Origin of the sequence: Streptococcus sp. IsoGale021 (assembly GCF_031142795.1) — a bacterium.
Taxonomy (GTDB): Bacteria; Bacillota; Bacilli; order Lactobacillales; family Streptococcaceae; genus Streptococcus; species Streptococcus hominis.
The window spans coordinates 71550-87054 of record NZ_JAKZJH010000009.1; the positions used below are offsets into that span (position 1 = coordinate 71550).

General features: G+C 38.8%; 10 protein-coding genes. 9 read left to right on the plus strand and 1 reads right to left on the minus strand.

Annotation, left to right across the window (positions count from 1 at the left end; genetic code table 11):
• The first annotated feature begins 129 nt into the window (after positions 1-129).
• The 8 genes from thrC to RG565_RS07520 all read left to right on the plus strand — a co-directional run bounded on the left by thrC (position 130) and on the right by RG565_RS07520 (position 8021).
• Positions 130-1614 carry a threonine synthase gene (gene thrC / locus RG565_RS07485; protein WP_247937265.1) on the plus strand — a complete coding sequence of 495 codons (1485 nt, stop codon included), beginning with the start codon at positions 130-132 and terminating at the stop codon, positions 1612-1614.
• 129 nt (positions 1615-1743) lie between these two features.
• The gene (locus RG565_RS07490; protein WP_247937264.1) at positions 1744-3021 is read left to right on the plus strand and encodes an MATE family efflux transporter; all 1278 of its coding nucleotides are present in this window, start codon (positions 1744-1746) and stop codon (positions 3019-3021) included.
• Positions 3018-3629 carry an HAD-IA family hydrolase gene (locus RG565_RS07495; RefSeq protein ID WP_247937263.1) on the plus strand — a complete coding sequence of 204 codons (612 nt, stop codon included), beginning with the start codon at positions 3018-3020 and terminating at the stop codon, positions 3627-3629. Before RG565_RS07490 ends, RG565_RS07495 begins: the two co-directional genes overlap by 4 nt.
• Before the next feature lie 92 nt (positions 3630-3721).
• Positions 3722-4156 carry a MarR family winged helix-turn-helix transcriptional regulator gene (locus RG565_RS07500; protein ID WP_247937262.1) on the plus strand — a complete coding sequence of 145 codons (435 nt, stop codon included), beginning with the start codon at positions 3722-3724 and terminating at the stop codon, positions 4154-4156.
• A gap of 12 nt (positions 4157-4168) precedes the next feature.
• Complete coding sequence (locus RG565_RS07505) at positions 4169-4531, plus strand: DUF1304 domain-containing protein (protein ID WP_049517221.1); 363 nt, start codon at positions 4169-4171, stop codon at positions 4529-4531.
• 101 nt (positions 4532-4632) lie between these two features.
• Positions 4633-5967: an Nramp family divalent metal transporter gene (locus RG565_RS07510; RefSeq protein ID WP_080977787.1), complete on the plus strand. Its 1335-nt coding sequence runs from the start codon at positions 4633-4635 to the stop codon at positions 5965-5967.
• 92 nt (positions 5968-6059) lie between these two features.
• Positions 6060-6338 carry a phasin family protein gene (locus RG565_RS07515; RefSeq protein WP_247937261.1) on the plus strand — a complete coding sequence of 93 codons (279 nt, stop codon included), beginning with the start codon at positions 6060-6062 and terminating at the stop codon, positions 6336-6338.
• Positions 6339-6446: 108 nt separating this feature from the next.
• Positions 6447-8021, plus strand: coding sequence for an AarF/ABC1/UbiB kinase family protein (locus tag RG565_RS07520; protein WP_247937260.1), 1575 nt, complete (start codon positions 6447-6449; stop codon positions 8019-8021).
• A 201-nt stretch (positions 8022-8222) separates the two neighbouring features.
• On the opposite strand, the gene RG565_RS07525 is transcribed toward RG565_RS07520, so the two are convergent.
• Positions 8223-8918 carry a TetR/AcrR family transcriptional regulator gene (locus tag RG565_RS07525; protein ID WP_308937465.1) on the minus strand — a complete coding sequence of 232 codons (696 nt, stop codon included), beginning with the start codon at positions 8916-8918 and terminating at the stop codon, positions 8223-8225.
• A gap of 421 nt (positions 8919-9339) precedes the next feature.
• On the opposite strand from RG565_RS07525, the gene RG565_RS07530 reads away from it, so the two are divergent.
• Complete coding sequence (locus tag RG565_RS07530; protein ID WP_247937258.1) at positions 9340-15252, plus strand: Spy0128 family protein; 5913 nt, start codon at positions 9340-9342, stop codon at positions 15250-15252.
• Positions 15253-15505 lie beyond the last annotated feature (253 nt).

The window sequence follows — 15505 nt, forward strand, 5'->3', positions numbered from 1 at the left end:
ACTTTTCGAGGTAGCTATATAAACACTGAGAATCTCCAACTCCACTCTCTCACATTTCCCATAAAATGCGAGAATTTTCTGATAAATCATGTTATAATAGAACAGACTACACGAAAGGGACAGAAATTCATGACTTTAGTTTATCAATCAACGCGTGACGCAAACAATACGGTAACAGCCAGTCAGGCTATTTTGCAGGGGTTAGCAACGGATGGCGGTCTCTTTACGCCAATTTCTTATCCGCAACTAGAGCTGGATTTTGCCAAACTCAAAGACGCTTCCTATCAGGAAGTTGCAAAATTGATTTTATCTGCTTTTTTAGATGACTTTACAGATCAAGAGCTGAATGACTGCATTAACAATGCCTATGACAGCAAGTTTGACACGCCAGAGATTGCTCCCTTGGTGAAACTGAATGGGCAATACAATTTGGAGCTTTTCCATGGTGCTACGATTGCTTTTAAGGATATGGCCTTGTCTATTCTCCCGCATTTGATGACAACAGCAGTGAAAAAGCATGGTCTGGAAAATAAAATCGTCATTCTGACGGCAACTTCTGGTGATACCGGAAAAGCAGCTATGGCAGGCTTTGCGGATGTTCCGAGAACAGAAATTATCGTCTTTTATCCTAAAAACGGTGTCAGCAAGGTTCAGGAGTTGCAGATGACCACTCAGACCGGGAACAATACTCACGTGGTAGCGATTGAGGGCAATTTTGATGATGCCCAGACCAATGTTAAACGTATGTTTAATGACGCGGCTCTTCGTGAGCGGCTAGCAGTGCACAAGTTGCAATTTTCTTCTGCCAACTCCATGAATATCGGGCGCTTGGTGCCACAGATTGTTTATTATGTCTATGCTTATGCACAGCTGGTTAAGACTGGTCAGATCGTAGCTGGTGATAAAATTAATTTCACAGTTCCGACGGGTAATTTTGGTAACATCTTGGCAGCCTACTATGCTAAACAAATTGGTCTTCCGGTCGGAAAGTTGATTTGTGCTTCTAATGAAAATAATGTCCTAACGGATTTCTTTAAGACACATGTTTATGACAAAAAGCGTAGCTTTAAGGTAACGTCTAGTCCGTCTATGGATATTTTAGTTTCTTCAAACTTAGAGCGCTTGATTTTCCACCTGTTAGGAAATAATGCAGAAAAGACAGCAGATTTGATGAAATCTCTCAATCAGCATGGTCAGTATGAGTTGACTGATTTTGACCCAGACATTTTAGAACTCTTTGCTGCAGAATATGCCACCGAAGCTGAAACAGCAGCTGAAATCAAACGAGTTTATGAAGCGTCTAACTATATTGAAGATCCGCACACAGCAGTCGCCTCAGCTGTTTATCAAAAATACCGGACAGCTACAGGTGATAAGACTACGACTGTCGTTGCTTCAACCGCCAGTCCTTATAAATTCCCAGTAGTAGCAGTCGAAGCTGTGACTGGGCAGACAGGTCTGAGTGATTTTGAAGCTTTAGTAAAACTCCATGAGATTTCAGGAGTTGCAGTGCCTTCTGCAGTTACTAACCTAGAAACCGCACAAGTTCGCCATAAAACGACTGTTGCCGCTGACCAGATGCAGGCAGCAGTAGAGAGTTATCTAGGGCTTTAATTAAAGGTATTATCAACGCTCAGCTGGTCAGCCAACTGGGTGTTTTATTTTGCAAAAGTATCTATGTGGTTAAGATGTTGTAAGCTTGGTGCAGAAAAGTGTATAATCAATCTTAGGAGTTTTTAATAGATGACCAATTACAAAAAGATTTTAAACATCGCTTTACCAGCTATGGCAGAAAATTTTTTGCAAATGTTAATGGGAGTGGTGGATTCGTATTTAGTAGCGAGTCTCGGTCTCGTGGCTATTTCAGGGGTTTCCGTTGCGGGCAATATCATCAGCATTTACCAAGCCATTTTTATTGCGCTGGGAGTAGCGGTGTCTAGTCTCATTTCTAAAAGTTTGGGAGAAGGAGATCGAGACAATCTAGCTTATCATACTAGCGAAGCCATTAAGCTTACCATGCTTGTGAGTATGTTTCTGGGGTTTCTCTCTCTTGTTTTTGGACGCCGGATATTAGCTTGGCTAGGAACGGAGCCTGCCGTCGCCAATGCAGGTGGTCTTTATCTAGCTTTAATCGGGGGAATGATTCTCCTTTTGGGTCTGATGACTACGCTAGGCTCCTTGATTCGAGCAACTAGCAACCCTCGCATGCCTATGTATGTCAGTTTTTTGAGCAATCTGCTCAATGTCCTTTTTTCCAGTCTTGCGATTTTTATTTTTCACATGGGAATTGTTGGGGTGGCGCTGGGCACCATTTTAGCCCGTCTGGTAGGCGTTTTGATTTTATGGAAAGAATTATCTCTGCCTCTAGTACCTTGGAGTTGGAGGTTGGATTGGGACTTGTTGCGTTTATCTCTGCCAGCTGCTGGAGAGCGGCTGATGATGCGGGCTGGGGACGTGGTGATTATTGCTATTATCGTTAAGTTCGGGACAGATGCTGTTGCGGGAAATGCTATTGGGGAGGTTTTGACCCAGTTCAACTATATGCCAGGCTTTGGAGTCGCTACCGCAACGGTTATGTTGGTGGCTCATACAGTAGGACAGGCAGATTTTCAGGCAGTTAGGAAGCTGACGAAGCAGACCTACTGGCTATCTCTAGGGCTCATGTTACCGGTGGCTTTACTTATTTTTGCGCTGGGTCAACCACTAACACATCTTTATACAAAGGACAGCAGCGCTGTGACAGCTAGCTTGTCGGTCATTCTGTTTTCACTTTTGGGTATGCCTATGACAGCAGGGACAGTCATCTACACGGCTGTTTGGCAAGGATTGGGAAATGCCAAGTTACCTTTTTATGCCACGACTGTTGGTATGTGGCTGATTCGCATTGTAGCGGGCTATTTTCTGGGAGTAACTCTGGGATTGGGCTTGTCCGGAGTTTGGAGCGCCACTCTTTTGGATAATGGCTTTCGCTGGATCTTTTTACAAATCATCTATCAACGGAAAATGAGGAAAATAACATGACAAAAGCTTTTATTTGGGATTTGGACGGAACCTTGCTGGATTCTTATGATGCGATTTTGGCAGGGCTTGAGGAAACCTATATGTACTATGGCTTAGATTTTGACAGACCAGCTATCCATGCTTATATCTTGCAGCATTCTGTTCAGAAACTACTGGAAAAAGTTGCAGCAGCAAAAGGTTTAGATGCTGAAGAGATGAACTGTTTTCGAGGTCAAAGTTTGCAAGAGAAAAATGCTCACATTCAGCTCATGGATGGCGCTAAGACTATTCTTGCTTGGGCGCAGGAAGCAGGTATTCAGCAGTTTGTTTATACCCACAAAGGGGAAAATGCCTACCAAGTTTTAGCTGATTTAGAGATTTTGGATTATTTCACAGAAATTGTGACTACTGCAAATGGATTCGCAAGAAAACCTGACCCAGAAGGGGTGAACTATCTCGTAGAGAAATACCAGCTGGATAAGACAAGCACTTACTATATCGGCGATCGGACGTTGGATGTAGATGTTGCCTTTAACAGCGGTATTCAATCAATCAATTTCTGCGATGATCGACCAAACATTAATCACAAAATCGACTATTTACTAGAGATTAAACAGATAATCCGTTAAAGAAAGGCAAAATATTTGCTTTTCTGTTTTTGATGACCTATAATTGACTCATCAATAGTTGACTAGTCAATTAAAACCGGAAAGGAGAAAATATGGTTGCCATTCCTCACCTGCTGTACCAATTGCATTTAACCGATCAAGCTATCACGCAACTCTTTGAGCAAAAATTAGAAATTAGCTTAACGCGGTACGAGATACTGGATTTTTTATTGGACAATGCTCCATGCAGTCAAGTTGCTGTGCAAGAGGTCTTAAAAATCGATCCTGCGGCTTTAACTCGGCATTTCAAACTTTTAGAAGAGCGCGGTTATGTTCAACGGAGCCGCAATCCCAAAAATCAACGAGAAGTCTTAGTGGATGTAACAGATCATGCAAAAGGGCAGCTTTTGCATGATCCACCGAGTTATCATGTAGATGTTAAAAAGCAAATGGAAAAAGTTCTCTCGAATGATGAGAAAAGGACGCTGAGCACTTTATTAGAAAAACTTGTATCTGGCTTAGATCAGATTACCGTGGAAAAACATTAGAAAGAAAAAATTATGTCACTCATTACTACTATATTAGCTACACTTGTCGCACTGGAACACCTCTATATCTTTTATCTAGAAAGTATCGCTACCCAGTCAGACAGCACCAGCCGAGTCTTTAATATGACAAAGGAAGAATTATCTCGCCCGTCCGTTACTTCCTTGTTTAAAAATCAAGGGGTTTACAATGCCTTTTTAGCTCTTTTCCTACTATATGGCTTGTATATTTCACATAATTTAGAAATTGTGACCGTTTTTGTTTTGTTTGTTATCGGGGTTGCAGCGTATGGTGCAGCCACAGCTAACAAGAAAATCATCTTGACTCAAGGCGGACCTGCGATTTTAGCTATTCTAAGCATTTTATTGTTTAAATAGCACCAAATATTAATCATTATAAAAATATAAATTAACCACCGTTAATAGTTTGTGCTATAATATATAGTAGAAATAATTCTACAATAGAAAGAATGATAGAAATGTCAGACAAAAAGGTTTCCTTAAGTGAAGTTAACCAAAGCATTGCAACGCCTAAAAACGCTGGTTTCTTTCGTACTTTATTAGCTTTTTCAGGGCCGGGAATGCTGGTTGCCGTTGGTTATATGGATCCGGGAAATTGGATTACAAGTGTTGTAGGTGGTGCTACCTATCGTTATTTGCTCTTATCAGCTGTCTTGGTTTCTTCTGTAATGGCTATGCAATTGCAGCAAATGGCGGGAAAATTAGGAATTGTCACAAGGATGGATTTGGCACAAGCCATTGCGGCTCATACGTCAAAGCCAGTTCGCTATCTCCTTTGGGTTATTACAGAGTTGGCTTTAATGGCAACGGACTTGGCAGAAGTCATCGGTGCAGGGATTGCGCTTCATTTACTATTTGGTTGGTCTTTGCTATTTTCGATTCTGATTACAGTCTTTGATGTTTTCTTGTTGCTTTTTTTGATGAAATTAGGCTTTCGTAAGATTGAAGCAATCGTTGGAACGCTGATTTTAACTATTTTATTGATTTTCTTATATCTGGTAATCCTTGCAAAGCCCAATCTTCATCATATTTTATCAGGATATTTGCCAAATGTGGTAGCTTATCAACATACGGCTAGTAAAAATGGAACGTCCGTTTTGACCTTGGCACTGGGCATTGTAGGGGCAACGGTTATGCCGCACAATTTGTATTTGCACTCTTCTATCGCCCAAACGCGAAAAGTTAATTACAGAGCCAAACAATCCGTGCATGAAGCAGTACGGTTTATGACGTGGGACTCGAATATTCAATTGAGTTTGGCTTTTGTGGTTAATTCTTTGCTGTTGATTTTAGGGGCAGCATTATTCTTTGGACATGCGGATAAAATTGGTGCTTTTTCTGCAATGTACAATGCCTTAAAAGACCCTCAAATTGCTGGTGCTATTGCTAGTCCTATCCTCTCAACGCTCTTTGCAGTGGCTTTGTTAGCGAGTGGTCAAAACTCAACTATTACAGGAACCTTAACGGGACAAATTGTGATGGAAGGTTTCTTAAACATGAAGTTACCACCGTGGTTTCTCCGCTTGGTAACCCGCTTATTAGCTCTTTTGCCAGTTGTGATTGTTGCTATTTTATACGGAGACAAAGAACAAGTGCTAGACAATCTTTTGGTCTATTCCCAAGTCTTTCTTTCTGTCGCTTTGCCATTTTCAATCTTTCCACTCGTATATTTCACCTCTAATAAAAAGCTCATGGGCGAATTTGTCAACAGCAAATGGAATACCTACTTAGCTTATGCCGTTTCTATTTTATTAACTATTTTGAATGTAAAACTTGTGGTTGATCTTTTTTAAAAATTTGTCTATCAGTTCAATTTTCTCTAGAATAAATAGCTTAAAAGCGCTATAATGAAAGTGGAAAGATTCTCATATACGGAGGTGTCAAGATGGACGAATTGAAAAAAGTTTTGCTGGCAGGTATTGGATTGACATCTATGACCTATGATAAAGCCACTGAATTTGTTAAAGAATTGATTGCCAAAGGTCGCTTGACGGTGGATGAAGGCAAGCAGCTTCAGTCAGAGCTAAAGCGCAAAGTAAATGAAAAAACGGCTGAAAGTCCAGAGGAGCAATTCGATGATGTATATGCCACCAAGCAAGATATTGAACGGTTGGAAGACAAACTAGATCAGTTGCTCAATGGGCTTTCAAAAACAGAAGAATAATCTTCCTGATAACGCAGTCACAACTTTATAAAGACTGCGTTTTTTGCTAAACTAAAAGTAGGATTTGAAAGAAAAAATAATGATAACAAGCAGAATGAGGATAACCTTATGGCAAATAAACGCTTACGAGAGATTCTAACAGCCTTTAGTGCAGTCGGCTGGTCCAATCTGAAAGATCGAAAAAAACCGTTGGACGAGAAAAAAGCTCCCAAGCAATTGCGAGAAGCTTTTGAACAACTAGGACCCAGTTTTGTAAAAATCGGTCAAATTTTATCTACCCGTAGTGACTTATTGCCAGAAATCTATATCAAGGAATTGAGCAAGCTGCAAGATGACGTCAATCCTTTGGACAAAGAGACAGTTATGGCTGCGATTGAAGATGAGTTAAAGCGTCCGATTGAGCAACTCTTTTCAGATGTTTCACAAGAGCATTTGGCGAGCGCTTCCGTGGCACAAACTCATCGTGCTGTTTTGTTAAATGGCGATGAAGTAGTACTGAAAATTCAGCGTCCGCACATTCAAGAGCAAATTACAGAAGACCTTGCTCTTCTGGTTCGTTTAGCCCGTCATTTTCCCAAACATTTGCTGCCCATGGTGGATTTACCAAAGATTTTGCAACAGTTGCAGACAACATTGCTGAACGAAATTGACTTTCGCAACGAAGCTAAGTACATGGATGAGTTCGCCCAATATAATCAAGATATTCCTTGTGTTGGAGTGCCAAAAGTCTATCCAGAGTTTACCACTCCGCACTTGATTGTGGAGGAATATATTCCAGGTGTCCGTATCAATCAATATGCTGTTTTACAAGAAGCGGGTTACGATTTGGCAGATATTGGTCAGAAACTTATGTTGAGCTTTATCAAGCAGGTATTTAAAGATGGCTTTTTTCACGGTGATCCACATCCAGGTAATCTTTTAATCTATGAAGGAAAGATTTATTTTATTGATTTTGGAATTATGGGGGAATTGGAAACAGGTTTTCGTATGTCTCTAAACGACATGTTGTCTAGCTTTACGACACAGGACATTGACTCGATGACGCAGGCTATTCTGACCATTACGACGGCTAGTGAACCAATCAATAAATTGCAATTAGAGCAAGACGTTGAACGCATGCTAACCAAATACGGCAATTTAGAGTTAGGCTCCTTGTCTATTACAGATATGTTTGAGGATGTAGTAGCGATTTGTACGCGTCATCATTTGCAAGTACCGTCCCAGATGACGATCTTAGAAAAAGCAGCCTTGCAAATTGAAGGTCTTTTTCGCGAGTTAGCTCCTAATATCAATCTGATGACCTTAGCCAAGCAATATTTCCTTGAAAATATGAAATCAGACATCTTGTACCAGACTTTGAGTTACGATTCTTTCTTAATCGAACTGCTCTACTTGCTGCGACATGGGAAAAGTATTCCAAGACGGCTTCATCAGCTAGTGGAGCAGATTGTGAATGGTCGCTTAGTCGTCAATCATGACTTAATTGACTACAATCAACGCTTTCGTCGTATCGAATCCGTAGCCAATCGTCTTGTACTAAGCCTTATCTTCCTAGCTTTATTACTGACAGGTGGAATTTTAACCCTCAATCCAGATACGCTATTCTTAGCAAAATTTCTTTTTGTCTTAGCGACAATGGTATTGCTGTGGTTACTCTATCTCATCATTCGCTCCACAAGATGAGAAGACAAAAAAGAGCGCGACAAGTTGAATTTTTGAAAATCACAACTTATCTCGTTCCTACAATCTTAAAATAGCACATTAGAAATTAGACATTAGCATCTTGAAAGTTGAATTATCTTGTTTGAGGCTGAACAACAGTTCTCTGGTTTCAAAGCTCTTTGTCTACTAAATCAACTACAACTTGCGAAGCAAAGTACTTCTTCATTCATTTTTCAAGCTCGGAAGAGCTGTGGAGTGAGACTGTGAACTAAGAATTTTCAATATTAGTTCGGTCTCACTCCTTTTTTTATCTTCCAAACTATTTGTAACGATTAGTTTGTCATTAGAAGAAGCTTGCTTGAAACGAACATAGTCCGTTAAAGGGAAATGAATCAAATTTAAAAAAGTCTCGGAAAACTGCTCAGGCGGTGTGGGTTCAGGTTGGGTAATCCAAATTTCAATAAAGATGAGAATACCTCCAACAAGAACCTGCGATGCCTTTTCTTTTGGAATGTTTAATTTTTGATAATCAATCGTAATGTGCTGCTCAATCCATTGACCATACGTATTTCTTAAAAAATCTCTCCAATAAGGATCTGCTGCTGTCTTAAAGAGACAACTGATTTGCCTTCGGTGGGTGTATAAGATAGGAATAACCACTTCTGCAAAAAAGACAAAAGGGTCAGGATAAACTTTCTTATCATAACCTTGAAAAATCAGTTGAAATTCAGCATCAAGCTCTTTATGAATATAATCTAGAATTTCATAATTTCCATTAAAATGGCGTTTGTAAATCGCTTGTCTTGAGATCCCTGCTTTTTGCGCAATTTCTGCTAAAGAAAAATGCGATTTCTGAGGATTTTCCATTGCAAGTTCAAAAAAAGCTTCTAAAATCTTCTCTCTTGTATTAAGTACCATCTTACTCTCTCCTTATACATATTTTAATGTAAAAAATATATGTAGTCTAGCGAAAAATCTGGGAAAAGTTTACGTTTTGTAAACAAATTTACAATAAAAAATGTGTATAAATATAAAAACAGCATAACTAAACTGTATTTTGCCTTAGATTTAAAAAAACTGACTTAAAATCAGATACTATCGGCATCACAATAAAGCAGGGCTTCTTAATCTCTGCTAAGGATTTACCTCACTACAGAGATTGCAGATCCAGTAAAATATTTTTTAAATAACTTATCAAAAACTTTACAGACTGTCAAGAAATACAGCGAGAATACAGGGTATTTTGATTGAAAGTGCCATAAAGGGGTTGCTATAATGATCTTATTAGAAGTTTGTACTTTTATGCAAAATTCTAAAAAACTATAGAAAGGAAATCGTAATGATTAAAAAAATGATGAATCTTGTTGGGGTAGCATTATTGCTGGCTTCGACAATCTTATCACCGGCTAGTGCTGTTGCTCAAACGCTGACGAATCAATCTTCAGCATTGACAACTCAGTCAGAGACGAAAAAAGGTTTGGAAAATTCGTCTAGAGAAGAAGAGACAGCTAAACAAACAACACCTTCTACTGACTCGACAGGCACAAATGACAGTTCTAACCAAGAGAAAAAGGCTGAAATGCCTGCTTCTGAAAATAAAACGGAAGCAAGTGCTGATTCGAGCCAAGTAAAAGAAGATACTGCTTCAAAGAAAACTGATAATGTGGAGGAAAAAAACGAAAGCAAACCAGGAGCACCCCCTGCCTTAACACCTAGAAGCGAAGGAAGCAAGTACGATCTTTCTAGCGCTGCAAATGCTAAAGAATGGAATGATGTTATCACAGAAATGTATGTGACAAACAAAGATGGAAACCCTATCCCCAAAAAGGGTGTACAGATGTGGGAAACTTTCCAAGTGCATGTAAAATTTAGCCTTCCGAATAACACAGTTAATGAAGGCGACACCACAACTATTACGTTACCAGAAACTTTACGATTTCCAGAATGGACAGACTTTGAAGTTAAGGATTCAAAAGATAAAGTTGTTGCGCATGCAAAAATCAACCCCACAACTAAAACGATTACGTTGACCTATACAAAATATCCTTCTGAACATTCGGATGTTTTAGGAGAACTGTTCTTTTATGCAGCTGTTGACCATAATAAAGTTAAAATAGAAAAAGACATAGATCTTGATTTTAAAGTGGGTCATAAAACTAAGATTGGTGGAAAACTTCATTATCAAGGCCCTGGAAAGAAAATCGAAAGTATACTAGAAAAAAGTGCTTGGCAAGATGGAGCTAACAAATCTCTTCTTCAGTATGCTCTTGCTATCAATAGAAAAGGTCTTGATTTAAAAGAAGTCAATGTTCAAGATAGGCTGGACGACGATGCTAAGGGGATTCAAATTGATCAGAGCAGTATCCGTATATATGAAGTAAGATGGTCCTGGAAAAATGGTGAGTGGAAACACGATAATGAGAAAGATGTTACAACTAACCACCAGATAAAAATGGATGATGATAAACGTGGCTTCCAAACTCACTTAGGAAATATTGGGACTAAAGGTTACTATATCAGATATCAAGTTAAAACTAACTATGAACCGGTGGGTGGAGAAGTTTTTAAAAATAAGGCAAAACTTTCTTCAAAAGATAAAATTTCGGAAGAAGTCAATATCTCTTTAGTATATCGAGCTGCTGGCGGATTTGCAGAAGGTTATGTTTACTCAATGAACTTGCATAAAGAAGACGAAAAAACAAAACAAGCTTTAGCTGGTGCAAAATTTAAAGTAACGCGTGACAGTAATAAGAAAGTCATTGGTGAGTATACAACAGATCCAAACGGTGATATTACAATTCCTAATCTGTTAAAAGACGATTATACGATTGAAGAAGTGGAAGCTCCAAAAGGATACCAAAAATCAACTGAAAAGATTCGTGTTAAGCCAACTGACTTTGGAACAGACAAAGCTTACAGAAAAACAATCACTAATAAGAAAGATGAAAAAGTTTCTGCTCAACTTCAGGTTGAGAAAGAACTGATTGGTCGCCAACTGAGAGATAAAGAATTCACGTTTGAATTGAAGAAACAGGGTGAACAAACTCCGATTCAAACAAAATCAAATGATGCTGACGGGAAAGTAACATTTGATGCTCTTGAATTTACCGAAGAAGGAACATATAACTATACTATTTCTGAAAAACGTGAAGACCATCCTGAAAAGGGAATCTACTATGATCCAAATGATATTCAAGTAACAGTAAAAGTCTCAAGGAATCAAGAAGGTAAGCTAACTACTGAAGTCACTTATAAAGGTAAGGATGACAAAGGTGGTTTAGAAGATAAAAAGAAATTCACCAATCATTATATTCCAGATAAAACAAAGGGAAATCTTTTGGTGAAGAAAGAACTAACCGGTCGTAAACTTCAAGCAGGTGAATTTGAGTTTGACCTAAAAGAGAATGGGCAAATTCTCCAAACTGTGAAAAATGATGCTGACGGAAAAGTTCAATTCAAAGATATTGAATATACTAAAGCAGGAACCTATGAGTATACCATTAGTGAAAAGGCTGGTGATGTTCCAGGAGTTGAATATGAACCGAATCTTATCTCGGCAACTGTAACTGTCGAAGATAAGGGAGGAAAACTTGAAGTTACAACGGTCACTTATTCGAAAGCTGGTGAGGAGACTAAAAAACCAACTTTTGAGAATCACTATACTCCAGGAAAGACTTTCGCTCGATTAGAAGTGAACAAAGTTCTTACGGGCCGTCAGCTACAAGAAGACGAGTTTGAGTTTGAATTGACTGGTAAGGAAGATCATATTCACCAAACGAAGAAAAACACTGCAGCTGGGAAAGTCCAGTTTGATACAGTTGAATATACTAAAGCAGGTGAATACCATTACACTATTAAAGAAAAAAACAATGGTATAGGTGGTATCACTTATGATTCGAAAGAAATAAAAGTTACTGTCAAAGTTACAGATGACGGCAAAGGAAAACTGAATTCTGAAATTTTCTATGAAAATGATGATCAAACTTTCAAGAACACATACTCAGCTACTAAAACAAATGTACAACTCTCCGTTAAGAAAGCATTGACTGGTCGCAAACTGAAAGCGCAAGAGTTTGAATTTGATTTGGTTGATAATACTGAGGTTAGTCCAACTGTCGGTAAAATCTTGCAAACTGTTAAAAATAACGCCAATGGTGAGGTCAATTTCAAATCATTGGAATATACTAAAGCAGGAACTTATGAGTATTTTATCCGAGAGAACAAAGGTTCTGCACCAGGAGTTATCTATGACCAAAAATTTATCACGGTAACAGTAGAAGTCAAGGAGAAATCCGGTAAACTTGAAGTTAGCAAAGTGATTTATATGACAGATGGAGAAGAAATTAAAAAACCAACTTTCAATAATCGCTATACTCCAGTTAAAACATCTGCTAAGTTAGAAGTGAAAAAGGTTTTAACAGGTCGTCCTCTTCAAGAAGGTGAATTTGAATTTGAACTCAAAGATCTACAACGAAATAAAAAGATTTTAGAAACTGTAAAAAATACGGCTGATGGTAAGGTTCAATTCAAAGAGCTTAAATATACTAAAGCAGGAACCTATCATTATACCATTAGTGAAAAAGTTGGTGATGTTCCAGGAGTTGAATATGAACCGAATCTTATCTCGGCAACTGTAACTGTCGAAGATAAGGGAGGAAAACTTGAAGTTACAAAGGTCACTTATTCGAAAGCTGGTAAGGAGACGAAGGATCCAACTTTTATCAACCAATACACTCCAGGAAAAACGTTTGCCCGATTAGAGGTAAATAAAATTCTGACAGGTCGTCAGCTACAAAAAGACGAGTTTGAGTTTGAGTTGAAGGAAGATGGTAAATCAGATGTTCTTCAAACGGCTAAAAATGATGCCCAAGGAAAAGTTCAGTTCCAAGCTATTAACTACGACAAAGCAGGTGAGTACCACTACACCATTACAGAGAAAAATAATGGTTTGACAGGAGTTACTTATGACTCGAGCAAAGTCAAAGTCACAGTTAAAGTAACGGATGATGGTAAAGGGAAGCTAAGTACTACTGCGACTTATGACGGTGGTAAAACGACCTTTAAGAATACGTTCACACCAAAAGAAATCACAGTGCCACTGCAGGTGACGAAAGCCTTAACGGGTCGAAATCTACAAGATGCCGAGTTTGAGTTTGAGCTGTATGATGGACAAAACAAGCTACTTGAAACAGTTAAGAATAAAGCGGATGGTACGATTCCTTTCACAGCTCTTAAGTTCACCAAAGCTGGTCTTTACAACTACATTATCAAAGAAAAAGATGGTAAGGTTCCAGGTGTTGACTACGACAAGCAACCAATTAAGGTTACCATTCGTGTTCAACAGGAAGAGGATGGACAGTTGATTTACAATATCGTCTACCTCGGTTTTGACGAGAGCGGTAAGAATAAAATTTCTAAACAAAGCTTTACAAATAAATATACTGCCAAAGGTACCGATACTACTTTCTCTGTCACGAAGAAATTAACCGGACGTGCTTTGAAGGATGGCGAGTTTAGTTTTGATCTGAAAGAAGATGGCAAGGCAGATGTTCTTCAAACTAAGAAGAATGACAAAGACGGTAAAGTTCAGTTTGACGCAATCAAGTACCAAACTGTAGGAACACACAAGTACACCATTACTGAGAAAAACACAGGCTTGGGTGGTGTGACTTACGACACCAAGACTATCAAGGTAACAGTTGAAGTAACCGATAACGGTAAAGGTCAGCTGGTTTCAAAAGTAACGTACGAAAACAACGACCAAACTTTCACCAATACATACTCTAGTCAAAAGGTTAGTGCACAATTAGGCGTGACCAAAGAACTGACAGGTCGTGCATTAAACGATCAAGAGTTTGAATTCGAATTAGTTGGATCTGATGACAACGTTCGTCAGACGAAGAAAAATGTAGCAGATGGTCGTGTCACTTTTGATGCGATTGACTATACAAAAGTTGGCACTTATCATTACACCATCAAAGAGAAAGACAATGGATTAGGCGGTGTAACTTACGACAAGAAAGAAATCAAGGCAACTGTAAAAGTCACTGATGATGGCAAAGGTCAGCTAGTTGCTCAAGTATCTTATGATACAGCTAATCCAACCTTCCGCAATACTTACCTTGCTAAGGAAACAACTGCGAAATTAGAAGCGAACAAAGTGCTAACGGGTCGCGAATTGAAAGAGAATGAATTTGCCTTTGACTTGATTGGCCCAGACGGTAAAGTGGTGGAAACCGTTAAGAACGCTAAAGATGGTAAGATTTCCTTCAAAGAGTTGACATTCAAAATAGCTGGAACTTATACTTATACCATTAAGGAACAAGCCGGTACTTTAGGTGGTGTGAAATATGACACCAAAGTGGTTAAAGCAACGGTAACTGTAACCGATGATGGTCAAGGTCAATTACATGCAACAGTTGCTTATGAAAACAACCAAAACACCTTCACGAATACTTATTCATCAGATAAAGTCACTGCAACTCTTTCTGCTAAGAAGCTATTAGAAGGTCGTAACCTCAAAGAAGGGGAATTTGAATTTGAACTGACTGGTACAGACGATCAAGTTCGCCAAACGAAGACAAATGCACAAGATGGTAGCGTCACTTTCGATACCCTTGAGTATACTAAGGTAGGCACTTATCATTACACCATCACCGAAAAAGATACGAAACTCGGCGGTGTGACCTACGATAAGAAAGTGATTAAAGCGACAGTCACTGTTACAGACGATGGTCAAGGCCGATTAGTAACAAAAGTTGCTTATGAAAAAGATGATCAGACCTTCAAGAACACTTACTCAGCTGCCAAAACAAATACCCAACTCTCTGTTAAAAAAGCCTTGACAGGCCGTGCTTTGAAAGATGGCGAGTTTGAGTTTGAATTGAAAGGCCAAGATGATAAAGTTGTTCAAAGCAAGAAGAATGCTCAAGATGGCAGTGTCACTTTCGACACCATTGAGTACACGAAAGCTGGTACTTATCATTACACGATCACCGAGAAGGATACAAAACTTCAAGGAATCACTTATGATAAGAAAGTCATTAAAGTTACAGTTGAAGTGACAGACGATGGCAATGGTCAGTTGCACGCTAAAGTAAGCTACGATAAGGACGTGAAGACATTTGAAAATCGCTATACTCCACCGAAGAAGGACTTACCGAAGACAGGTACGGTCATTCATACGTTAGCTATTTTCATTGGAATTATCGCCTTAATCGGTGCAGTTTATCTCATCAAAAAGAAATCTTGATAAAATCAAGGTTGCAGAAAAACTATAAGTCTAAAATTGGAAATCTAGTGAGAATTCTCTCAAGAAATGGAGTCTCTCTTTAGATTTCCTTTTTGATGTTTAGGGGAGAAAATGGTGTGAGAAGCAATGGAAGAATTGAAGTCATTTTCGTGGAAAAAACGAACGCGAAAGAAGCTATATAAAGGCTTGAGGTGATTCTCAGGCTTTTCTTATGAAAAAGGCGCTGAAATTTTCACTTGACTCTTATTTTCTT